At 63.4% G+C, this 21,692-nt stretch carries 19 protein-coding genes; 2 read left to right on the top strand and 17 right to left on the bottom strand.

Going from position 1 to position 21,692, the window contains the following annotated elements; all coding sequences use genetic code 11:
- Positions 1 to 613: 613 nt before the first annotated feature.
- The 9 genes from rpoS to ACSVIK_RS01415 form a co-directional block, all read right to left on the bottom strand.
- A complete protein-coding gene (gene rpoS / locus ACSVIK_RS01455) occupies positions 614 to 1,618 on the bottom strand; it encodes an RNA polymerase sigma factor RpoS (protein WP_442442581.1) in 1,005 nt (334 codons plus the stop codon).
- A gap of 102 nt (positions 1,619 to 1,720) precedes the next feature.
- Positions 1,721 to 2,587: a peptidoglycan DD-metalloendopeptidase family protein gene (locus tag ACSVIK_RS01450; protein ID WP_442442591.1), complete on the bottom strand. Its 867-nt coding sequence runs from the start codon at positions 2,585 to 2,587 to the stop codon at positions 1,721 to 1,723.
- A 57-nt stretch (positions 2,588 to 2,644) separates the two neighbouring features.
- Entirely contained in the window at positions 2,645 to 3,574 is a 930-nt protein-coding gene (locus ACSVIK_RS01445; protein ID WP_442442580.1) for a DUF368 domain-containing protein, read from the bottom strand.
- A gap of 25 nt (positions 3,575 to 3,599) precedes the next feature.
- Positions 3,600 to 4,235 (bottom strand): protein-L-isoaspartate(D-aspartate) O-methyltransferase, encoded by a 636-nt coding sequence (locus ACSVIK_RS01440; protein WP_442442590.1) that lies wholly within the window; start codon positions 4,233 to 4,235, stop codon positions 3,600 to 3,602.
- A 38-nt stretch (positions 4,236 to 4,273) separates the two neighbouring features.
- On the bottom strand, positions 4,274 to 5,023 hold the full coding sequence (gene surE, locus ACSVIK_RS01435) for a 5'/3'-nucleotidase SurE (protein ID WP_442442579.1): 750 nt from the start codon (positions 5,021 to 5,023) through the stop codon (positions 4,274 to 4,276).
- Complete coding sequence (gene truD, locus ACSVIK_RS01430) at positions 5,011 to 6,069, bottom strand: tRNA pseudouridine(13) synthase TruD (protein WP_442442578.1); 1,059 nt, start codon at positions 6,067 to 6,069, stop codon at positions 5,011 to 5,013. The genes surE and truD overlap by 13 nt, the downstream gene beginning before the upstream one ends.
- Positions 6,066 to 6,539, bottom strand: a complete 474-nt coding sequence (ispF, locus tag ACSVIK_RS01425; protein ID WP_442442577.1) for a 2-C-methyl-D-erythritol 2,4-cyclodiphosphate synthase — start codon at positions 6,537 to 6,539, stop codon at positions 6,066 to 6,068. Before ispF ends, truD begins: the two co-directional genes overlap by 4 nt.
- A gap of 143 nt (positions 6,540 to 6,682) precedes the next feature.
- Positions 6,683 to 7,531 carry an S-formylglutathione hydrolase gene (fghA, locus tag ACSVIK_RS01420; RefSeq protein WP_442442576.1) on the bottom strand — a complete coding sequence of 283 codons (849 nt, stop codon included), beginning with the start codon at positions 7,529 to 7,531 and terminating at the stop codon, positions 6,683 to 6,685.
- 116 nt (positions 7,532 to 7,647) lie between these two features.
- A complete protein-coding gene (locus ACSVIK_RS01415; RefSeq protein ID WP_442442575.1) occupies positions 7,648 to 8,760 on the bottom strand; it encodes an S-(hydroxymethyl)glutathione dehydrogenase/class III alcohol dehydrogenase in 1,113 nt (370 codons plus the stop codon).
- Positions 8,761 to 8,943: 183 nt separating this feature from the next.
- Between ACSVIK_RS01415 and ACSVIK_RS01410 the strand changes: the two genes are divergently transcribed.
- Together ACSVIK_RS01410 and ACSVIK_RS01405 are read left to right on the top strand one after the other, a co-directional pair.
- Entirely contained in the window at positions 8,944 to 9,831 is an 888-nt protein-coding gene (locus ACSVIK_RS01410; protein ID WP_442442574.1) for a LysR substrate-binding domain-containing protein, read from the top strand.
- Between the two features lie 108 nt (positions 9,832 to 9,939).
- Positions 9,940 to 10,257 (top strand): HPF/RaiA family ribosome-associated protein, encoded by a 318-nt coding sequence (locus tag ACSVIK_RS01405; RefSeq protein WP_442442573.1) that lies wholly within the window; start codon positions 9,940 to 9,942, stop codon positions 10,255 to 10,257.
- 3 nt (positions 10,258 to 10,260) lie between these two features.
- On the opposite strand, the gene ispD is transcribed toward ACSVIK_RS01405, so the two are convergent.
- The 8 genes from ispD to dnaE form a co-directional block, all read right to left on the bottom strand.
- Positions 10,261 to 10,965: a 2-C-methyl-D-erythritol 4-phosphate cytidylyltransferase gene (gene ispD, locus ACSVIK_RS01400; protein ID WP_442442572.1), complete on the bottom strand. Its 705-nt coding sequence runs from the start codon at positions 10,963 to 10,965 to the stop codon at positions 10,261 to 10,263.
- The gene (gene ftsB, locus ACSVIK_RS01395; RefSeq protein ID WP_268182490.1) at positions 10,962 to 11,240 is read right to left on the bottom strand and encodes a cell division protein FtsB; all 279 of its coding nucleotides are present in this window, start codon (positions 11,238 to 11,240) and stop codon (positions 10,962 to 10,964) included. Before ftsB ends, ispD begins: the two co-directional genes overlap by 4 nt.
- Positions 11,241 to 11,528: 288 nt before the next feature.
- A complete protein-coding gene (eno, locus tag ACSVIK_RS01390; RefSeq protein WP_442442571.1) occupies positions 11,529 to 12,818 on the bottom strand; it encodes a phosphopyruvate hydratase in 1,290 nt (429 codons plus the stop codon).
- Positions 12,819 to 12,964: 146 nt separating this feature from the next.
- Positions 12,965 to 13,810 carry a 3-deoxy-8-phosphooctulonate synthase gene (gene kdsA / locus ACSVIK_RS01385; protein ID WP_442442570.1) on the bottom strand — a complete coding sequence of 282 codons (846 nt, stop codon included), beginning with the start codon at positions 13,808 to 13,810 and terminating at the stop codon, positions 12,965 to 12,967.
- Between the two features lie 3 nt (positions 13,811 to 13,813).
- On the bottom strand, positions 13,814 to 15,445 hold the full coding sequence (locus tag ACSVIK_RS01380) for a CTP synthase (protein WP_442442569.1): 1,632 nt from the start codon (positions 15,443 to 15,445) through the stop codon (positions 13,814 to 13,816).
- Positions 15,446 to 15,605: 160 nt separating this feature from the next.
- Positions 15,606 to 16,934 (bottom strand): tRNA lysidine(34) synthetase TilS, encoded by a 1,329-nt coding sequence (tilS, locus tag ACSVIK_RS01375; protein ID WP_442442568.1) that lies wholly within the window; start codon positions 16,932 to 16,934, stop codon positions 15,606 to 15,608.
- A 58-nt stretch (positions 16,935 to 16,992) separates the two neighbouring features.
- Complete coding sequence (locus ACSVIK_RS01370; RefSeq protein WP_268182482.1) at positions 16,993 to 17,943, bottom strand: acetyl-CoA carboxylase carboxyltransferase subunit alpha; 951 nt, start codon at positions 17,941 to 17,943, stop codon at positions 16,993 to 16,995.
- Between the two features lie 136 nt (positions 17,944 to 18,079).
- Positions 18,080 to 21,610 (bottom strand): DNA polymerase III subunit alpha, encoded by a 3,531-nt coding sequence (dnaE, locus tag ACSVIK_RS01365; RefSeq protein WP_442442567.1) that lies wholly within the window; start codon positions 21,608 to 21,610, stop codon positions 18,080 to 18,082.
- Positions 21,611 to 21,692: the final 82 nt, after the last annotated feature.

The raw sequence follows: 21,692 nt of genomic DNA, 5'->3' as shown, positions 1-21,692 counted from the left end.
AATCCGATACCAGAAGCCTGGCATCGGATTTTCGTGGAAGCCCCGCGGGGGCTCAAATGCTTAAGTGAACAGCATTACGCTCATCGAGCGGCCTCTTTTTTCAGGTCATTATCGGCAAGCATGACCCAGGCAAATCGCAGGCAAAAAAAAGGGGCGGGAAAACCCGCCCACTTTTTGTCCCTAGTCCCTCTATTTCCCAACTCATCGTCCTGATGAATCGCTTCTTGCGATGTTCCTGATCATCTTCCTGACAACCTGTGCCGTTCCCTGAGCACGGGTTCGATATTACTCACCCTCGTTTCGCGCTCAACCCCGTGCGACACGGCAAGCAGTCACCTCGCCAAACTGATCGACATGAAAATAGTCTTCGCTATCAATGGCTTGAAATTTCCACACAAGAAAACAGGCAAAGATCAGAGCCCGCTTGCCCTGAAAACTGACGCTGCATGTAAGCGATGGCTGACATGCAGGATCGAAGATCCGCTGCTTGGCTGCCGTGGCCCAGCCGTGAAAAAGCGCTTCGAGGTAGAACCCACCCCTGAATTCGCTCCCACGAAGCAGGACAATAAAAAACCCGGCCAACGGGCCGGGTTCATGGGAACAGGGCGAGACGTTACTGAAAGAGCGCGTCGCTGGACAGGCCGTTCTTCTCGAAGATCTCGCGCAGACGCTTGAGCGCTTCGACCTGAATCTGCCGAACCCGCTCGCGCGTCAGGCCGATTTCCTGCCCGACTTCTTCGAGCGTACTGCTCTCGTGCCCACGCAGGCCAAAGCGGCGAATCACCACTTCACGCTGCTTTTCCGTCAGATCCGACAGCCACAGGTCGATGCTCTGGGAGAGGTCGTCATCCTGCAGCAAATCACAGGGGTCGGTGGGCCGGTCATCGGTGAGGGTGTCGAGCAGCGTCTTGTCCGAGTCCGGGCCAAGGGATACGTCCACCGAGGACACCCGCTCGTTCAGGCCCAGCATGCGTTTGACCTCGCCGACCGGCTTTTCCAGCAGGTTGGCGATCTCTTCGGCCGAGGGCTCGTGATCGAGTTTCTGCGTCAGTTCGCGGGCCGCTCGCAGATAGACGTTGAGTTCCTTGACCACATGAATGGGCAAGCGAATGGTGCGCGTCTGGTTCATGATCGCGCGTTCGATGGTCTGGCGGATCCACCAGGTGGCGTAGGTGGAGAAACGGAAACCCCGTTCCGGATCGAATTTCTCCACGGCACGGATCAAGCCCAGGTTGCCTTCCTCGATCAGGTCGAGCAGCGACAACCCACGGTTGATGTAGCGTCGTGCAATTTTCACCACCAGACGCAGGTTGCTCTCGATCATGCGTTTGCGCCCGGCAGGATCGCCCTTCTGCGCCAGACGCGCGAAGTGCACTTCCTCTTCAGGACTGAGCAAGGGAGAGAAACCGATTTCGTTGAGATAGAGCTGCGTGGCGTCGAGCGCCCGGCTGTAGTCGATGTGTTTGTGCTGCTTCGATGGCGTGGAGTGCTTGGCTTTGCGCGACGAAGAGGCAGGCGCCTCGTCGGTCTGGAGTTCGTCCAGGACGATTCCGGGCTCCATCAGGAGCAGTTCATCGTCGACGTCAAACTCCGGCGCTTCTTTTTTAATGAGTGCCATTATTGTTGCCCCAGTGTGAGTTCGACAACAAGCTCTGGCGGAACCGTCCTGGCCATACCTGAGCCCGTCCCTCCTACGCGCTGGGACGAAACTGGCAACACATCAACGACTGGGCAGATATTGCAGCGGGTCTACAGGTTTTCCTTGGCGGCGAATCTCAAAATGCAGTTTCACCCGGTCGGCTCCCGTGGAACCCATCTCGGCAATACGTTGCCCGGCCTTGACCTGCTGCCCCTCCCGTACCAATAGCCTGCGGTTATGACCGTAAGCACTCACGTAGGTGTCGCTGTGCTTGATGATGATCAACTCGCCGTAGCCCCGCAAACCACTCCCGGCATATACCACTGACCCATCAGACGCAGCTAAAACAGGCTGGCCTAATTCCCCGGCGATATCAATGCCTTTATTCAAACTGCCGTTTGAGGAAAAACGGCTGATCACCGCCCCCTGAGTTGGCCAGGCCCAGCCCTTGGCAGAGCGGGTGACGGGGGTGACTGGCGTGGTGGCCGGAGCCGCCGGCGCCGGGCGTGTAGCCGCCGGTTCCGGGGTGCTGGGCGAAGGCTGGCGAGGTACGGGTGCGCTGACCGGCGCCCTGGGTGCCGGGTTGCTCGGGGCGCTGGCGACCACGGCCGGGCCAGAGGAGCGATTACCGAAGTGAATGATCTGACCAACCCGAATCAGATAAGGGTCACGCAAGCCATTGTGCGCGGCGAGCGCCTTCCAGTCCCAGCCGAAGCGAAAGGCAATGGAGTAGAGCGTGTCGCCGCGCTTGACCACGTACTGCCCAGTACGCACCGGCTGACGCTGGATCAGCGGCGCCCTGCCCTGGTTCTGGCCGCGCTCGACCACCTGCACACCGCCTGGTGGCGAGCTGACACAACCATAAAGCTGCACAGCGCCCAACAGCACGAGGAGCAGACGAAGATCGGCGGCTCTTGCAATCAGCGCTTGAACGGTTGTGCGACTCACCCAGTACTCCCTGAAACGATCCCTGAACATCAATATGACCCGACCCGCACGGCCGGATCAACCAGCCTCTTGCGGTTTGCGCCGGGCCAGCCACTCCAACCCCAGTACCAGAGCGACACCGGCAATCGCCAGGCCGATGGCCAGCAACAGTTGCGCGTCCTGACCACTGACTGCGCTGAACTGGCCGGGCAACAGGTTGTGCTGCAGCAAGGGCACTTGCTCGCCCTTGCTGTCGATCCGCCAGCTCAGCGTCTCCTTCCAGGGCCAGACCTTGTTCAACGAGCCAAGCATGAGCCCGGTCAAGAATGCCAGGGTCAGGTCGCGCCAGCGTGACAGCAGCCAGCTCAACAACCTGGCGAAGCTGAGAATGCCCACCAGGCAACCGGCGGCGAAGACCGCCAGCACGGCCAGATCCAGACTCTTCACGGCGCCCAGCACGGTGGCGTAAAGACCGAGCAGAAGCAGAATGAAGCTGCCGGAGATCCCCGGCAGGATCATCGCGCAGATGGCGATGGCACCCGCGAAGAAGAGGGTCAGAGGATCACTGCCCCACTGCACGGGTGAAGCCACCGTGATCCAGTAGGCGAAACCCAGGCCAAGCAGGAAGCTGAGCACACGGCTCCAGTTCCAGCGGCCGATATCGCGTCCCACCAGATAGGCCGACACCAGAATCAGGCCGAAGAAGAACGACCAGACCGGCACCGGATGATGCGCCAGCAGGTAGGTGATCAGGCGGGCCAGGCTGAGAATGCTGGTCAATATGCCCGACATCAGCACCACCAGGAAGGTGGCATTGGCCTTTGCCCAGGCATCCTTGATACGCCCCCGCAGCAGCAGCATGAGCGCCTCCGGCACACTGGCGATGGAGCGCAGCAGCTCGTCGTAGATGCCGCTGATGAAAGCGATGGTACCGCCGGAAACGCCGGGCACCACGTCGGCCGCGCCCATGGCGATGCCTTGGGTGTAAAGCAGGAAATATTTCTTCATGGATCCTTCCAGATGACCACGGCCTTCAGGCCAGCGGCCCATTCAACAGAGGGACGAAACGCACCGCATCGAGCACGTGTCGGGAATAGCCTTCATCCTCGCGGACGATCACCAGCAGTTGCTGCACGTCGCCGCTGCCGACCGGAATCACCAGGCGCCCACCGGGGGCCAACTGATTGAGCAGAGCCGGCGGCACATCGGCCGCCGCCGCTGTGACGATGATGCCGTTGTAGGGACCGAGCGCATTCCAGCCCTCCCAGCCATCGCCCCAGCGAAAGACCACGTTGCGCAATCTGAGTTCGGCCAGGCGCTCCTTGGCCCGCTCCTGCAACACCTGGATGCGCTCCACCGAGAACACCCGCTCCACCAGTTGCGCCAGCACGGCGGTCTGATAGCCGGAGCCGGTACCGATCTCCAGCACCTTGTCCAGAGGCCCGGCCGCCAGCAGCAGCTCGGTCATGCGCCCGACCATGTAGGGTTGGGAGATGGTCTGGTTGTGCCCGATGGGCAGCGCCGTGTCCTCGTAGGCGCGGTGCGCCAGCGCCTCGTCGACGAACAGATGACGTGGCGTGCGGCGAATCACTTCGAGCACCTGGGCATTGGACAGCCCCTCTTCGTAGAGGCGCTGAATCAGGCGCTCGCGGGTTCGCTGCGAAGTCATGCCGATCCCGCGGCGTTGCATGTCGTCCTGTTCGCGCATCAGAAGATGCCCTCCAACCAGCCATCCATGGTTTCCAACGCCTCATTGAAGGTGCGATCGAGGCGCAGTGGCGTGATCGACACGTAACCCTGCATCACGGCATGGAAATCCGTGCCCTGGCTGCCATCCTCGACGTCCCCGGCGGCAGCGATCCAGTAGCCTTCCTTGCCGCGCGGGTTGACCACCTTGACCGGCGCCGCAGCGCGGGCGCGATGGCCCAGGCGGGTCAGTTGCACGCCACGGATGTGCTCCAGCGGCAGGTTGGGCACGTTGACGTTGAGCACGGTGCGCGGCGGCAGCTCCAGCGTCGCATGAGCCTCGACCAGCTTGCGCGCGAAATAGGCCGCGGTCGGCAGGTTGTCGGGCAGGCGCGAGAGCAGGGAAAAGGCGAACGCCGGCTTGCTCAGGAAGCGTCCTTCCAGGGCCGCAGCCACGGTGCCGGAATAGAGCACGTCATCACCCAGATTGGCGCCCAGGTTGATGCCGGAGACGACCATTTCCGGCTTCTGCTCGAGCAAACCGTTGATGCCCAGATGCACGCAGTCGGTCGGCGTGCCATTGAGGCTGATATAGCCATTGGGCAACGCCATCGGGTGCAGCGGACGGTCGAGCGTCAGCGCACTGCTGGCACCGCTGCGGTCTTCGGCAGGGGCGATCACCACGCACTCGGCATAATCGGCCAAGGCCTGGTGCAACGCGGCGATGCCGGGCGCGTTCACCCCGTCGTCGTTGGAAATCAGAATTCGCATGGAGTATCCGTCTGCCCTGCTGGCAACAGGTCGAGCAATTCGCGCACCACCACGGTGGCGAAACACCCGGCCGGCAGGACGAATGCAAGTTGCAGAATATCGGGTTCGGGATAATGCCACGACAGGCCGCCGATGGGGAGGCGAAGAATGCGCCGTTCGTGCGCCATGTCCGCCTTGGCCAGCCATTGCACCAGCGCTGCGCCCTCCTCGGCCACCTCTTGTTCCAATGCCAGGGTGGTAGCGGCGGTCGGCAGAGGGCCGTCGCCCCACAGCGGCCCGGTGGGGTGCAGATCGAGCGCAGCCAGGCGCGGGTCGCTGCATTCGGCCTCGCCCGCCATGAAGAAACTGCGGCTGTTGGTGAAGGCCAGCAGGTCACCGACCTGCGCCTGATTCCAGGTACCGGCCGCAACGCGCCTGGCCAATACCTGGTTGAACAGGTAGCTGCGCGCCGACGAGAGCAGGCGCGAACGCAGGTTGCGCTGCACCGGCAGCTCCAGGCGAGAGGCGAAATCACGGGCCTGCTCGACATTGCCGCCATCGAAGCCGAAGCGCTGCAGGCCGAAGTAATTGGGAACGCCCTGCTTGGCGATGCGCTGCAAGCGCTGCTCCAGGGCATCGCGATCTGCCTCAAGCGCTGTCAGACGCAGGGTGAAGCCATTGGCGGCGTGGGCGCCGCGCTGCAGCTTGCGGTTGTGCCGCTGGCTGCGCAGGATGACCAGATCATCGCCTTGAGCGGCCGTCAGGTCGGGATCGGCCTTGCCCGGCAGGTGCAGGCTGAACCACTGCCGGGTCAGCGCCTGACGATCCTTGAGCCCGGCATAGCTGACCGCCTTCAGTGGCAGGCCGGCGGCCCGCGCGATGCGCCGGGCTGCGTCCTCGGTATTCAGGCCGCGTTTTTCCACCCACAGCCAGAGATGCTCGCCCTGGCCGGTGAGCGGGATGTCCAGCACCTCGTCGACCTGAAAGTCCTCGGCCGTGGCCTTGAGCACGGCGCGGCCACAGGCCTGGCCGTGGGCGCACGGCCCCAGCAACTGCAGCTCGTTCATGCCTTGACCAACAGGGCCACGGCGTGCACCGCGATACCTTCCTCACGCCCGGTGAAGCCGAGCTTCTCGGTGGTGGTGGCCTTGACGTTGACCTGATCCAGATCCACGACCAGATCCTCGGCGATGCACTGGCGCATGTTCTGGATATGCGGCGCCATCTTCGGCGCCTGGGCGATGATGGTGGCGTCGACATTGCCCACCACATAGCCCCTGGCGCGCACCAGGCCCATCACATGGCGCAGCAGCGCACGGCTGTCGGCACCCTTGAAGGTCGGGTCGGTGTCGGGAAAGTGCTTGCCGATATCGCCCAGGGCCACCGCGCCGAGCAGGGCATCGCTCAGCGCATGCAGCAACACATCGCCATCGGAATGGGCGACGAGGCCGAATTTGTGGGGAATCCGCACGCCGCCGAGGGTGATGAAATCGCCCTCGCCGAAGCGGTGCACGTCATAGCCATGACCGATACGCATAAAGAACAACGCCCTGAAAAAGTCAGGGCGTGATTCTAACCGCATTGACCCGTAGCCCGGATGAAATCCGGGAAATTCGCCCCCGGATTTCATCCGGGCTACGACTGCCACCAAACCTTTACTTGTCGCTTGTGGCTTGCGGCTTAAAGCTGCCGCAACGCGGCCACATGATGCCGCAGGTGATCGTCGATGAAGCTGGCGATGAAGTAGTAGCTGTGGTCATAGCCGGGCTGCATGCGCAGCGTCAGCGGGTGACCGGCAGCCTTGGCCGCCGCTTGCAGGGCCTGGGGCTTGAGCTGGCCTTCGAGGAAGTCGTCGCGATCGCCCTGATCCACCAGGATCGGCAGCTTCTCGCTGGCCTCGGCGATCAGCACACTGGCATCCCACTCGCGCCAGCGCGAACGCTCCTCACCCAGATACAGGGAAAAGGCCTTCTCGCCCCAGGGGCAGTTCATCGGGTTGCTGATCGGCGAGAACGCCGACACCGACTGGTAGCGCCCTGGGTTCTTCAGCGCACAGATCAGCGCGCCATGACCACCCATGGAGTGACCGGCGATGCCACGCTTGTCCGACACCGGGAAGTTGGCCTCGATCAAGGCCGGCAACTCCTGCACCACGTAGTCGTACATGCGGTAGTGACGAGCGAAGGGTTCCTGGGTGGCGTTGACGTAGAAGCCAGCCCCCAGGCCGAAGTCGTAGGCACCATTGGCGTCGTCGGCCACACCCTCGCCACGCGGGCTGGTGTCCGGCGCGACGATGATCAGCCCCAGCTCGGCGGCCAGGCGCTGGGCGCCGGCCTTCTGCATGAAGTTCTCGTCGGTGCAGGTCAGGCCGCTGAGCCAGTACAGCACCGGCAGCTTGCCGCCCTGCTCGGCCTGCGGCGGCAGGTAGACGGCGAACACCATGTCGCAGTTGAGGCTGCTGGAACGATGGCGGTAACGCTTGTGCCAGCCGCCGAAGCTCTTCTGACAGGAAATGTTTTCCAGAGTCATGTCCATACTCCGTAGGGTGCGCCATGCGCACCAGGGGTTAGCGGTGCGCGCAGCGCACCCTACCATCGAGCGGCCGCAAGGCCACTCGCCGCTTGAAGCTTGTCGCTTACCGCTGGTCAGTAATGGATGACGGTACGGATGCTCTTGCCTTCGTGCATCAGGTCGAAGGCCTGGTTGATCTCGTCCAGCCCCATGGTGTGAGTGATGAAGGTATCCAGCGGGATTTCGCCGCTCTGCGCCTTCGCCACGTAGCTGGGCAGCTCGCTACGGCCCTTGACGCCACCGAAGGCACTGCCGCGCCAAACTCGACCGGTAACCAGCTGGAACGGGCGGGTGCTGATCTCGGCACCCGCCGGCGCCACACCGATGATCACCGACTCACCCCAGCCCTTGTGGCAGCACTCCAGCGCCGCGCGCATCAGTTGCACGTTGCCGATGCACTCGAAGCTGTAGTCGACGCCGCCGTCGGTCATCTCGACGATGACGTCCTGAATCGGCTTGTCGTGCTCCTTCGGGTTGACGAACTCGGTCATGCCCAGTTCGCGGGCAACCGCTTCCTTGGCCGGGTTGATGTCGATGCCGATGATGCGCGAGGCCTTGGCCATCTTGGCGCCGATGATGGCTGCCAGGCCGATACCACCCAGGCCGAAGATGGCCACGGTGGCGCCCTCTTCCACCTTGGCGGTGTTGAGCACCGCGCCGATGCCGGTGGTCACGCCGCAGCCCAGCAGGCAGACCTTCTCCAGCGGCGCTTCCTTGGGGATCACCGCCAGGGACACTTCCGGCAGCACGGTGTACTCGGAGAAGGTCGAGCAGCCCATGTAGTGGTAGATCGGCTCGCCGTTGTAGCTGAAGCGGGTAGTGCCGTCCGGCATCAGGCCCTTGCCCTGGGTGGCACGTACCGAGCTGCACAGGTTGGTCTTGCCCGACTTGCAGAACTTGCACACGCCGCATTCGGCGGTATACAGCGGAATCACATGGTCACCCACCTTCACCGAGGTGACGCCCTCGCCCACCGCTTCGACGATGCCGCCCCCCTCGTGACCGAGAATCGCCGGGAACACCCCTTCGGAGTCGGCACCGGACAGGGTGTAGGCATCGGTATGGCACACGCCGGTGGCAACGATGCGTACCAGCACTTCACCAGCCTTGGGCGGCTCGACATCCACTTCAACGATTTTCAGTGGCTCGTTCGGGGCGAAGGCGACGGCAGCGCGGGATTTAATCATGACAGCTCTCCAGTGGAGTCGTGGACAATGGCGGGCAGTCTAGTTCAAGCTTTCTGAGAGACAATCGGCATCCCAGCAAAACATTATTGCCATACAGGGATAATATTTCGCTCCGCCAGAACCGAAAGGCACACCAGATCAAGCATCCCCGGATTGCATCCGGGCTACCGGAAGGAAACACAGATGAATCGCTGGGAAGGGCTCGACGAATTCGTCGCGGTGGCCGAATGCGGTCAGTTCAGCGCGGCCGCCGAACGTCTGGGGCTGTCCACCTCGCAGGTCAGCCGCCAGGTGGCACGCCTGGAGGAACGCCTGCAAAGCCGCCTGTTTTACCGCAGCACCCGGCGCGTGGCGCTGACCGAGGCGGGCCAGACCTTCCTGCAGCATTGTCAGCGCCTGCAGGATGCTCGCGAAGAAGCCCTGCGCGCCGTCAGCGACCTTGGCGCCGAACCCAAGGGGCTGCTGCGCATGACCTGCGCGGTGGCCTATGGCGAGCGCTTCATCGTACCCCTGGTCAACCAGTTCATGGCAAGCCACCCACAACTGCGCGTAGAGATCGAGCTGAGCAACCGCCCGCTGGATCTGCTGCACGAAGGCCTGGATCTGGCCATCCGCCTGGGTCGCCTGCAAGATTCGCGGCTGGTGGCCACGCGCCTGGCTCCTCGGGTCATGTACCTGTGCGCGGCACCGGACTACATGCAGCGCTACGGCCGCCCCCATTCGCTCTCCGAACTCAGCCGACACAATTGCCTGATCGGCAGCAGCGATCACTGGAACTTCGCCGAAGGCGGACGCGAGGCGCAGGTGCGGGTACAGGGCAACTGGCGCTGCAACAGCGGCGAGGCGGTGCTCGATGCCGCCCTGCGCGGCTTCGGCCTGTGCCAGCTACCGGACTACTACGTGCTCGAACATTTGCGCAGCGGTGCGCTGATCTCCCTGCTGGAACAACACAGGCCGCCCAACACCGCCGTCTGGGCGGTCTACCCGCAGCAACGCCTGCTCTCGCCCAAGGTGCGGCAACTGGTCGAGCACCTCAAGCAGGGTTTGGCGCAGCGCCCGGAATATAGTTGAAGCAACAGATTGTCACAGCGAAGCGGGAACAACTGCCGACGTTTGCGGCCAGAATAAAGGTGATGCCCCCAGCCCTGGCATCGCTTTCAGCGAAACCGGAGGTAACTTATGCAAGTCATGGTCAACAGCGACAACCACATCCACGGCTCCGCTGCGCTGGCGGACAAGGTGCGTGGCCGTGTGCTGCTCAGGCTACGACGTTTCGAGGATCACCTGACGCGAATCGAACTGCATTTCAACGACGAGAACAGCCACAAAGGCGGCGGTCTAGATAAACGCTGCCAGGCCGAAGCGCGGCTCAAAGGCCGTGATCCGGTTTCGGTGAGCCACAACGGCGACAACCTGGAACAGGCGCTGGAAGGCGCCATGGAGAAACTGGGGACGGTGCTGGAACGCAATATCAAGCGTCAGCAGCGACACGCCTGACAGTCACCCCAGGCTGCGCCCGGCCCAGGCCAGGTGCAGCCATTGCAGATCTTCCGGGCGGGTTATCTTGAGATTATCCGCCCGGCCCTCCACCAGGCGTGGCGCCTTGCCCGCCCACTCCAGCGCCGAAGCTTCATCGGTGATGGGCACCCCCGCCGCCAGGGCGGCACTCAGGGCCTGACGCAAATCCCCCAGGCGAAACATCTGCGGCGTGTAGGCCTGCCAGATCACCGCCCGATCCACCGTCTGCGCCACCCGCCCCTGGTCATCGGCACGCTTGAGCGTATCGCGCGCCGGCACCGCCAGCAGCCCGCCCACCGCATCCGTGGCCAGCGTCTTCAACAACAGGTCGAGGTCGCTGCGTGCCAGGTTGGGCCGCGCGGCATCATGCACCAGCACCCAGTCCTGAGCATCCGCCCCGCCCTGCTGCAGCGCCAGCAAGCCGGCCAGCACCGAGTCGGCGCGCTCGCGCCCGCCCGGCGCGCGGCGCACGCGTGGGTCATTGGCCACAGGCAGAGTCGGCCAGAAGGGGTCGTCCAGGCTCAGGCAGACCACGGCACCGAGCAGCCCCGGATGGTCGAGAAAGCAAGCGAGGGTATGTTCCAGAATGCTGCGCCCGGCCACCTGCAGGTACTGCTTGGGCCGGTCGGCACCCATGCGCGCGCCCACTCCAGCGGCCGGGATGACCAGCCAGAACGGCACGCTCATTTGGTCAGCAGATAGAGGGTTTCGCCCTCTTTGACCATGCCCAGCTCCTGCCGCGCACGCTCTTCGACGGTTTCCATGCCGCGCTTGAGCTCCATCACCTCGGCCTCGAGGATGCGATTACGCTCCAGCAGACGCTGGTTCTCGCCTTTCTGCTCGGCGATCTGCTGCTGCAGACGGCTGACATGCGCCAGGCTGCCCTCGCCCACCCACAGACGATACTGCAGGCCGGCCAGCAACAGGATGAGCACGATGAACAGCCAATAAGGACTACGCATGGAGCGGCTCGCGGATTGAGTCATCGGCATGGTAGGGGCTGCGATCATGCTTGAAAAGGAGCCGACTGATGGGTGACATGGGTTTTAAGGTTATGCATCCGTGCAAGGGTTCCCGGAAATCGACGAAACGACCACGAAAAACTATATCGACGGCGCCTGGCCCGCTTGTGTAGGAGCGGATTTATCCGCGAAATCGCGGCTCAAGCCGCTCCTACAGCATGCAGCAACCACGCAGGGTCGGCCACGAAAAAGGGCGACTTGCGTCGCCCTTTCCAGTCCAAACGACGATTAGCCGCGGAACTCGGCACGGCCCTTGTACGGAGCCTTGCCGGCCAACTGCTCTTCGATGCGCAGCAGCTGGTTGTACTTGGATACGCGGTCGGAGCGGCACAGCGAACCGGTCTTGATCTGACCCGCGGCAGTACCTACGGCCAGGTCGGCGATGGTGCTGTCTTCGGTTTCGCCGCTGCGGTGCGAAATCACGGCGGTGAAGCCGGCAGCCTTGGCCATCTGGATGGCTTCCAGAGTCTCGGTCAGCGAACCGATCTGGTTGAACTTGATCAGGATCGAGTTGCCGATCTTCTCGTCGATGCCGCGCTTGAGGATCTTGGTGTTGGTCACGAACAGGTCGTCGCCAACCAGTTGCACCTTCTCGCCGATCTTGTCGGTCAGCACCTTCCAGCCGGCCCAGTCGGATTCGTCCATGCCATCTTCGATGGAAATGATCGGGTAGCGTTGGGTCAGGCCAGCCAGGTAGTCGGCGAAACCGGCAGCGTCGAATACCTTGCCCTCGCCTTCCAGGTCGTACTTGCCGTCCTTGAAGAATTCGCTGGAGGCGCAATCCAGAGCCAGGGTCACGTCATCACCCAGCTTGTAGCCCGCGTTGGCCACGGCCTCGGCGATGGCGGCCAGGGCGTCTTCGTTGGAGGCCAGGTTAGGCGCGAAGCCGCCTTCGTCACCCACGGCAGTGTTCAGGCCACGGGCCTTGAGTACGGCCTTGAGGTGATGGAAGATCTCGGCGCCCATGCGCAGGGCGTCGGCGAAATTCTTGGCGCCCACCGGCTGCACCATGAATTCCTGGATGTCGACGTTGTTGTCGGCGTGCTCGCCGCCATTGATGATGTTCATCATCGGCACCGGCATGGAGTAAACGCCCGGGGTGCCATTGAGGTCGGCGATATGCGCGTACAGCGGCACGCCCTTGGCCTGGGCAGCAGCCTTGGCGGCCGCCAGGGACACAGCGAGGATGGCGTTGGCGCCCAGCTTGGCCTTGTTCTCGGTACCGTCGAGCTCGATCATCGCGCGATCCAGCGCTTTCTGATCGGCAGCGTCCTTGCCCAGCAGCAGGTCGCGGATCGGGCCGTTGATGTTAGCCACGGCTTTCAGCACCCCCTTGCCCAGGTAACGGCTCTTGTCGCCATCACGCAGCTCCAGCGCTTCACGGGAGCCAGTGGAGGCACCGGACGGCGCGCAGGCGCTACCGATGATGCCGCCTTCGAGGATCACGTCGGCTTCCACGGTGGGATTGCCACGGGAGTCGAGAACTTCACGACCCTTGATGTCGACGATCTTTGCCATGCTTATTAACACTCCGAAGGTTGACGATGAGGCAACAGCCAGCGGCTGCGCTAAGCCGCTGGCTGCCCTGGCGGGCAGGCAAGCGGCACTGACTCAGAGGCCAGGGGTATCTTGCTGGGGCGGCACTTTACCGGATTGCGCAGGATTCAGGCAGTCTCGATCGGCGCAAAGCTCTTCACCAGGTCATCCAGTTGCTTGAGCTGGGTGAGGAAAGGCTCCAGTTTGTTCAGGCGCAAGGCACAGGGGCCGTCGCACTTGGCGTTCTCCGGATCCGGGTGGGCTTCCAGGAACAGGCCGGCCAGGCCCTGGCTCATGCCCGCCTTGGCCAGGTCGGTGACCTGGGCACGACGACCACCAGCGGAATCGGCGCGACCACCCGGCATCTGCAGGGCATGGGTGACGTCGAAGAATACCGGGTACTCGAACTGCTTCATGATGCCGAAGCCGAGCATGTCCACCACCAGGTTGTTGTAACCGAAGGAGGAGCCACGCTCGCAGAGGATCAGTTGGTCGTTACCGGCTTCCTCGCACTTGTGCAGGATGTGCTTCATCTCCTGCGGGGCCAGGAACTGCGCCTTCTTGATATTGATCACCGCACCAGTCTTGGCCATGGCCACCACCAGGTCAGTCTGCCGCGAGAGGAAGGCCGGTAACTGGATGATGTCGCACACCTCGGCCACCGGGGCGGCCTGATGCGGCTCGTGCACATCGGTGATCACCGGCACGCCGAAGGTCTTCTTCACTTCCTCGAAGATCTTCATGCCCTCTTCCAGACCTGGGCCACGGAAGGAGGTGACGGAGGAACGGTTGGCCTTGTCGAAGCTGGCCTTGAACACGTAGGGAATGCCGAGCTTCTCGGTCACCCGCACATATTCCTCGCAGGCCTGCATGGCCAGGTCGCGCGACTCGAGCACGTTGATGCCGCCGAACAGCACGAAGGGCTTGTCGTTGGCGATCTCGATATTGCCGACCTTGATGATCTTCTGTGCCATGTCTCAGACCTTCTTCGCTTTCTTGGCCAGCGCAGCGTTGACGAAACCGCTGAACAGCGGATGACCGTCACGCGGCGTGGAAGTGAATTCGGGGTGGAACTGGCAAGCGACGAACCAGGGGTGATCCGGCGCTTCGACCACTTCTACCAGCGCGCCGTCGCCGGAGCGGCCGGTGACCTTGAGGCCCGCTTCGGTCAGCTTGGGCAGCAGGTTGTTGTTCACCTCGTAGCGATGGCGATGGCGCTCGACGATCACGTCCTTGCCATAGCAACCGTGTACCAGGGAGCCAGCTTGCAGTTGGCAGTCCTGCGCACCCAGGCGCATGGTGCCGCCCAGGTCGGAGCTTTCGCTGCGCTGCTCGACGCTGCCTGCCGCGTCCTGCCACTCGGTGATCAGCCCCACCACCGGATGCTGGCTGGCCATGTCGAACTCGGTGGAATTGGCATCGCTCCAGCCCACCACGTTGCGGGCGTATTCGATGACCGCTACCTGCATGCCGAGGCAGATGCCGAGGTAGGGAATCTTGTTCTCGCGGGCGTATTGCACGGTCTTGATCTTGCCTTCCACGCCGCGCAGACCGAAGCCGCCCGGCACCAGAATGGCGTCGACACCTTCGAGCAGCGCGGTGCCCTGGTTCTCGATGTCTTCGGAGTCGATATAACGCAGGTTGACCTTGGTGCGGTTCTGGATGCCGGCGTGGCTCATGGCCTCGATCAGCGACTTGTACGCATCGAGCAGTTCCATGTACTTGCCGACCATGGCGATGGTGACTTCCTTCTCCGGGTTGAGCTTGGCATCGACCACGCGATCCCACTCGGACAGGTCGGCACCGCCGCACTCCAGGCCGAAACGTTCGACGACGAAGTCATCCAGGCCCTGGGCATGCAGCACGCCGGGAATCTTGTAGATGGTGTCGACGTCTTCCAGGCTGATCACCGCACGCTCTTCGACATTGGTGAACAGGGCGATCTTGCGTCGCGAGGAAACATCGATCGGATGATCGGAGCGGCATACCAGCACGTCCGGCTGCAGGCCGATGGAACGCAGCTCCTTGACCGAGTGCTGAGTCGGTTTGGTCTTGGTCTCACCAGCGGTGGCGATGTACGGCACCAGGGTCAGGTGCATCAGCATGGCGCGCTTGGCACCCACTTCCACGCGCAGTTGGCGGATGGCTTCGAGGAACGGCTGCGACTCGATGTCACCAACGGTGCCGCCGATTTCCACCAGAGCCACGTCGGCATCGCCGGCGCCCTTGATGATGCGACGCTTGATCTCGTCGGTGATGTGCGGGATGACCTGGATGGTCGCGCCCAGATAATCACCACGGCGCTCCTTGCGCAGCACGTCTTCGTACACGCGGCCGGTGGTGAAGTTGTTGCTCTTGGTCATGGTGGTGCGGATGAAACGCTCGTAGTGACCCAGGTCGAGGTCGGTCTCGGCGCCATCGTGGGTGACGAACACCTCACCATGCTGGAACGGGCTCATGGTGCCCGGATCGACGTTGATGTAGGGATCCAGCTTGAGCATGGTGACCTTCAGGCCCCGCGCCTCCAGGATAGCCGCCAGTGAAGCCGAAGCGATGCCTTTCCCCAATGAAGAAACAACACCACCCGTGACGAAGATGTAGCGCGTCATGAAAAACCCTAGAAGTCTGCGTTTAAGCGGCCTGTGCCGCCGGGGAAAGCAAAGAAGGAGCGCCACCGCTGAGACAATGGCTAACTCACCGGCTCCCCTGTGGGAGTCGGCAAAGCTGTAATAAGACGGGAGCGTAGTCTACCGGAAAGGGGATGCCAGCTCAAACCTCGATCATCGCCCTTTGCTCTTCGCTGAGCTGGCCTGGTGCCAGCCACTGCAGGCTCTGCGCCGCAGTGCCTGGCAGATCGAGATTGGCCACCGCCAGCAGCTCCTCCCCGGCGTACAGCAGCGGCAGGCGCCCACGCACGAAGCCGGGCACCCCCTGCTCGTTGAGCAAGCGCTTGAGATCACGCCGACCGCGCCCCTCGATATGCAGCCGTTCGCCACCCTGGCGATAGCGCACGCGCAGATCGCCAGGCGGGCAATCACCTCGCAGACGCAGCAGACCATTGCCAGGCAACGGCACATCCTGCACGCCCTCAGGCCAGGCCATATCGAGCACCGGCGGGCGCTGCAACCAGGCACCGGACAGCCACCAGATACGCCCCTCGCTGCGCTGCAGCTCACCATCGGTGAGGCGCCAGATCGGCGTGGCATCGACGCCGGCATCGCGCAGATCACGCCAGCCTGCCCAGTGCTCGCTGTCCGGCAGGCGTGTCAGCGGTGCCAGCCAGTGGCGCAGCAGGTTGCGCTGACGCGCCTCGCTCAACGCGGCGATGGGTGCCAGAGGCAAGGACGGTAAGGGCAGCCAGGCGATGCTCGGCGCTTGCCGCATGGCAGCCAGATCCCCGTCGGCCAGCTCATCGAGCAGGAGTTGCGCCTCGCCCAGGTGCGCCGCCGTGCGCGCCAGGGCAGCGCTCGCCTGCGGCCAGCGTTCGGTCAGGCGCGGCAGGATCTGCCGGCGCAGGAAGTTACGGCTGAATTGCTCACTCTGATTGCTCGGGTCTTCCGCCCAGCTCAGACCCTGGGCAGCGGCATAGGCCTCCAGCTCGCCGCGCGGGCAGTCGAGCAACGGCCGCAACAGGGTGCCCGCGCCCAGCGGGCGCTGCCAGGGCATGGCCGCCAGACCACGCACGCCGGCACCACGCAGCAGGCGCAGGAGCAGGGTTTCCGCTTGGTCGTCACGGTGCTGGCCGGTCAGCAGCAGTGCGCCCGGTTCCAGGCATTGCGCGAAGGCGGCATAACGCGCCTGGCGCGCGGCCTGCTCGACACTGGCACCGGCCTCGACTTTCACCCGCAACACCTGCAGCTCGATGCCCAGGCGCTGACAGATTTCGGCACAGTGCGCCGGCCAGGCCTGCGCCGCCGGTTGCAGGCCATGATGAACGTGCAGCGCGCGCAGGGGCGGCAACGTCTCGTGGCGCGCCCAGTCGGCGAGCAAATGCAGCAGCACGCTGGAATCCAGCCCTCCGGAGAAGGCAACGTACCAGGCGGGCGCTGTGCGCCAGGGTTGCAAGGCTTGGCGCAGGCGAAGATCGAGAGCAGTCATCGTTCAAGCTTAAACAACAACGGGCCCGAAGGCCCGTTGAGAGATACGCAGGAAGAACTCAGGCGATGCCGTAGCTCATCAGGCGCTCGTAACGGCGCTCGAGCAACGCTGCGGTATCGTGCTTCTGCAGGCTGGCCAGTTGCTTGGTCAGTTCCTGACGGATCGACTCGGAGGCAGCGGCCGGATCACGGTGCGCGCCGCCCAGCGGCTCGGCGATGACCTGGTCGACGATACCCAGATTCTTCAGGCGCTCGGCGGTGATGCCCATGGCCTCTGCGGCATCCGGGGCTTTCTCGGCAGTACGCCAGAGGATCGAGGCGCAGCCTTCCGGCGAGATCACCGAGTAGGTGGAGTACTGCAGCATGTTCAGTTGGTCGCAGACGCCGATGGCCAGCGCACCGCCGGAACCACCCTCACCGATCACGGTGGCGATGATCGGCGTCTTCAGGCGCGCCATCACCCGCAGGTTCCAGGCAATCGCCTCGCTCTGGCCACGCTCCTCGGCATCGATACCCGGGTAGGCACCGGGGGTGTCGATGAAGGTGAGAATCGGCATCTTGAAGCGCTCGGCCATTTCCATCAGACGGCAAGCCTTGCGGTAGCCCTCGGGGCGCGGCATGCCGAAGTTGCGGCGTACCTTCTCGCGCACTTCACGGCCCTTCTGATGGCCGATGACCATGACCGGCTGCTCGCCGAGACGGGCCACGCCGCCGACGATGGCGGCATCGTCGGAGAAGTGACGGTCGCCGTGCAGCTCGTCGAACTCGGTGAAGATGTGCTGGATGTAGTCCAAGGTGTAGGGGCGGCGCGGGTGACGCGCGAGCTGGGCGATCTGCCAGCTAGTCAGGTTGCCGAAAATGCTTTCGGTCAGCGCACTGCTCTTGTCCTGCAGGCGGGCAATCTCGTCACTGATGTTCAGCGAATTGTCGTTACCAACCAGGCGTAGCTCTTCGATCTTGGCTTGCAGGTCGGCGATCGGCTGTTCGAAATCGAGGAAATTCGGGTTCATAGTCATCCGTCTTGCGTCGACGGCCAAGCGGCCGGGGAGCTGTATCCATTAGGCGCCCTACCATACGGGATGGGGCGCAGCGGGTCGACACCACAGGTGCCTTTGCTGGCGCACAGGGGCATTGCCCCCTCGCGCATCAGCGGTAGTGCAAAAAGACGTTGTCGCGCCCGAACTGGTCACGTAATGCCTGAATCAAAGTGTCGGCCGGGTCGATTCGCCAGGCGTCACCGAATTGAAGCAAGGCGCGTGCCTCTTCGCCACTGTAGTCCAGGGTCACCGGGCAGGCACCCTTGTGCTTGCTGCACAATTCGGCCAGCCAGCGCAGGCGATCACCCTTGAGCGCCTCACTGGCCACCTTCAGCCGCAGGCTGTCGGCCAGGCCGGTACGCGCCTCTTCCAGGCTCATCACGCGCTTGGCGCGCAGACGCAGGCCGCCGGAGAAGTCGTCGTTGCTGACCTCGCCCTCGACCACCACCAGTGCGTCGTTCTGCAGCAGCGCCTGATTGCTGGCGAAGGCATCGGCGAACAGCGAGGCCTCGATGCGCCCGGAGCGGTCGTCGAGGGTGATAAAGCCCATCTTGTCGCCCTTCTTGTTCTTCATCACCCGCAGGTTGACGATCATCCCGGCGATGGTCTGGGTATCGCGCGCCGGCTTGAGTTCGACGATGCGCTGGCGGGCGAAGCGGCGAATCTCGCCTTCGTATTCGTCTATGGGGTGGCCGGACAGATAGATGCCCAGGGTGTCCTTTTCGCCCTTCAAGCGCTCCTTGATCGGCAGCTCACGCGCCTTGCGGTGGTTGGCGTAGACGTCCGCCTCGGGCTCGGCGAACAGGCCGCCGAACAGATCCATATGGCCGCTCTCGGCGCTGCGCGCGGTCTGCTCGGCGGACTGCACGGCCTCTTCCATGGACGCCAACAGCACGGCGCGGTTCTTGTCCACGCTGGCCTGGTAGGCCTTGAGCTCGTCCTGATAGTAGGGGCCGAGACGATCCAGGGCACCGCTGCGAATCAGCGCTTCCAGGGTGCGCTTGTTGATGCGCTTGAGATCGACGCGGTTGCAGAAGTCGAACAAGTCCTTGAACGGCCCGCCCTCGGCGCGGCATTCGACGATGGCTTCCACCGGCCCCTCGCCGACGCCCTTGACCGCGCCGAGGCCGTAGACGATACGGCCGTCGTCGTTGACGGTGAACTTGTACTCGGAGACGTTCACGTCCGGCGGATCGATGCGCAACTTCATGTTGCGGCACTCTTCGACCAGTATCACCACCTTGTCGGTGTTGTGCATATCCGCCGAGAGCACCGCGGCCATGAACGGCGCCGGATAATGCGCCTTGAGCCAGGCGGTCTGGTACGACACCAGACCATAGGCAGCGGAGTGCGACTTGTTGAAGCCGTAGCCGGCGAACTTTTCCACCAGGTCGAAGATGTTACCCGCCAGCTCGGCATCGATGCCGTTGTTGGCGCAGCCTTCGATGAAGCCGCCGCGCTGCTTGGCCATTTCCTCGGGCTTCTTCTTACCCATGGCGCGGCGCAGCATGTCCGCCTGGCCGAGGGTGTACCCCCCCATGACCTGGGCAATCTGCATCACCTGTTCCTGATACAGGATGATGCCGTAGGTGGGCTTGAGCACCGGCTCCAGGCCGGCGTACTGGTAATCCGGGTGTGGGTAGGACAGCTCGGCGCGGCCGTGCTTACGGTTGATGAAGTCGTCCACCATGCCGGACTGCAGCGGGCCGGGGCGGAACAGCGCCACCAGGGCGATCATGTCTTCCAGGCAGTCAGGCTTGAGCTTCTTGATCAGCTCCTTCATGCCGCGCGATTCGAGCTGGAAGACCGCGGTGGTCTCCGCCTTCTGCAGCATGTCGTAGGTCTTCTTGTCATCCAGCGGGATGAAGTCGATGTTGACCAGCTCTTCGTCCGAGGCGCCGTCGCGCTTCTGCACACGATGGATGGTTTCCATCGCCCACTTGATGATGGTCAGGGTGCGCAGACCGAGGAAGTCGAACTTGACCAGGCCGGCCTGCTCGACGTCGTCCTTGTCGAACTGGGTCACCAGGCCGCCGCCCTCCTCGTCACAGGCAATCGGCGAGAAGTCGGTGAGTTTGGTCGGCGCGATCACCACGCCACCGGCGTGCTTGCCGGTACCGCGCACCACGCCTTCGAGCTTGAGCGACATGTCCCAGATCTCCTGGGCCTCTTCGTCGTTCTTGAGGAACTCGCGCAGCGGTTCCTCCATCTCGAAGGCCTTCTCCAGGGTCATGCCCACCTCGAAGGGGATCATCTTCGACAGGCGGTCGGCCAGGCCGTAGGACTTGCCCTGGGCCCGCGCCACGTCGCGCACCACCGCCTTGGCCGCCATGGAGCCGAAGGTGATGATCTGGCTCACCGCATTACGCCCGTATTTCTCGGCCACGTAGTCGATCACCCGGTCGCGGCCGTCCATGCAGAAGTCGACGTCGAAGTCGGGCATGGAGATCCGCTCGGGGTTGAGGAAGCGCTCGAACAGCAGGTCGTAGGCCAGCGGGTCGAGATCGGTGATCTTCAGCACGTAGGCCACCAGCGAGCCGGCACCCGAACCACGGCCCGGGCCGACCGGCACGCCGTTGTTCTTGGCCCACTGGATGAAGTCCATCACGATCAGGAAGTAACCGGGGAAACCCATCTGGATGATGATGTCGAGCTCGAAGTTGAGGCGGTCGATGTAGACCTGCTTCTTCGCCTCGTAATCGGGAGTGTCCTTGGGCAGCAGCACTTCGAGACGCTCTTCCAGGCCCTCGAAGGAGGCATGCCGCAGGTAGTCGTCGATGCCCATGCCATTGGGCGTGGGGAAATCCGGCAGGAAGTACTTGCCGAGCTGCACCTCGATGTTGCAGCGCTTGGCGATCTCGACGGTGTTTTCCAGCGCCTCGGGCAGGTCGGCGAACAGTTCCCACATTTCCGCCGGAGTCTTGAGGTACTGCTGGTCGGAGTAATGCCGTGGCCGGCGTGGGTCATCCAGGGTGCGCCCTTCACCGATGCACACGCGGGTTTCGTGGGCCTCGAAATCGTCCTGCTTGATGAAACGCACGTCATTGGTCGCCACCAGCGGCGCTTCGAGGCGATCGGCCAGGGCCACGGCAGCGTGCAGATATTCCTCGTCACCCACCCGGCTGGTGCGCTGCACCTCCAGGTAGAAGCGCTCCGGGAACACCGCCATCCATTCGCGCAGGCGCGTTTCGGCCAACATCGGGTCACCGGCCAGCAGCGCCTGGCCCACTTCGCCTTCGCGGGCGCCGGACAGCGCGATCAGACCCTCTGCCGCATCCTTGACCCAGTCGCGCTGGATGATCACCAGATCGTTGCTCTGCCCCTCGGCCCAGCCACGGGAGATCAGCTCGGTGAGGTTGCGATAGCCCTTGGCATTCATCGCCAGCAGGGTCATGCGCGTCAGCGGGCCGTCTTCCTCGGCGCTGGCCAGCCAGATATCGGCTCCGCAGATCGGCTTGACCCCAGCGCCCATGGCGGTCTTGTAGAACTTCACCAACGAGCACATGTTGCTCATGTCGGTGACCGCCACTGCCGGCATACCGGCCCCGGCCACGGCCTTGATCAGCGGTTTGACCCGCACCAGGCCATCGACCAGGGAGTACTCGGTGTGCAGACGCAGGTGGACGAACGCTTGGGTCATGAGGCGGCCTTGCAGGTGAAAACGACAAAGCGGCGATTGTAGCAGTAAGAGCGAGCTGCAAGCTGCAAGCCTCAAGCTGCAA

It is taken from the genome of Pseudomonas sp. NCHU5216, assembly GCF_052156495.1.
Taxonomy (GTDB): Bacteria; Pseudomonadota; Gammaproteobacteria; order Pseudomonadales; family Pseudomonadaceae; genus Aquipseudomonas.
Note: the sequence above shows the minus strand (reverse complement) of the source record. Positions and strands in the feature narration are given on the sequence as shown.

Excerpts from the sequence above, each read along its gene's own strand:
- rpoS (WP_442442581.1), bottom strand. The coding sequence starts at position 1,618 with ATGGCACTCATTAAAAAAGAAGCGCCGGAGTTTGACGTCGACGATGAA.
- ACSVIK_RS01445 (WP_442442580.1), bottom strand. The coding sequence starts at position 3,574 with ATGAAGAAATATTTCCTGCTTTACACCCAAGGCATCGCCATGGGCGCG.
- ACSVIK_RS01440 (WP_442442590.1), bottom strand. The coding sequence starts at position 4,235 with ATGACTTCGCAGCGAACCCGCGAGCGCCTGATTCAGCGCCTCTACGAA.
- surE (WP_442442579.1), bottom strand. The coding sequence starts at position 5,023 with ATGCGAATTCTGATTTCCAACGACGACGGGGTGAACGCGCCCGGCATC.
- truD (WP_442442578.1), bottom strand. The coding sequence starts at position 6,069 with ATGAACGAGCTGCAGTTGCTGGGGCCGTGCGCCCACGGCCAGGCCTGT.
- ispF (WP_442442577.1), bottom strand. The coding sequence starts at position 6,539 with ATGCGTATCGGTCATGGCTATGACGTGCACCGCTTCGGCGAGGGCGAT.
- fghA (WP_442442576.1), bottom strand. The coding sequence starts at position 7,531 with ATGACTCTGGAAAACATTTCCTGTCAGAAGAGCTTCGGCGGCTGGCAC.
- ACSVIK_RS01415 (WP_442442575.1), bottom strand. The coding sequence starts at position 8,760 with ATGATTAAATCCCGCGCTGCCGTCGCCTTCGCCCCGAACGAGCCACTG.
- ACSVIK_RS01410 (WP_442442574.1), top strand. The coding sequence starts at position 8,944 with ATGAATCGCTGGGAAGGGCTCGACGAATTCGTCGCGGTGGCCGAATGC.
- ACSVIK_RS01405 (WP_442442573.1), top strand. The coding sequence starts at position 9,940 with ATGCAAGTCATGGTCAACAGCGACAACCACATCCACGGCTCCGCTGCG.
- ispD (WP_442442572.1), bottom strand. The coding sequence starts at position 10,965 with ATGAGCGTGCCGTTCTGGCTGGTCATCCCGGCCGCTGGAGTGGGCGCG.
- ftsB (WP_268182490.1), bottom strand. The coding sequence starts at position 11,240 with ATGCGTAGTCCTTATTGGCTGTTCATCGTGCTCATCCTGTTGCTGGCC.
- eno (WP_442442571.1), bottom strand. The coding sequence starts at position 12,818 with ATGGCAAAGATCGTCGACATCAAGGGTCGTGAAGTTCTCGACTCCCGT.
- kdsA (WP_442442570.1), bottom strand. The coding sequence starts at position 13,810 with ATGGCACAGAAGATCATCAAGGTCGGCAATATCGAGATCGCCAACGAC.
- ACSVIK_RS01380 (WP_442442569.1), bottom strand. The coding sequence starts at position 15,445 with ATGACGCGCTACATCTTCGTCACGGGTGGTGTTGTTTCTTCATTGGGG.
- tilS (WP_442442568.1), bottom strand. The coding sequence starts at position 16,934 with ATGACTGCTCTCGATCTTCGCCTGCGCCAAGCCTTGCAACCCTGGCGC.
- ACSVIK_RS01370 (WP_268182482.1), bottom strand. The coding sequence starts at position 17,943 with ATGAACCCGAATTTCCTCGATTTCGAACAGCCGATCGCCGACCTGCAA.
- dnaE (WP_442442567.1), bottom strand. The coding sequence starts at position 21,610 with ATGACCCAAGCGTTCGTCCACCTGCGTCTGCACACCGAGTACTCCCTG.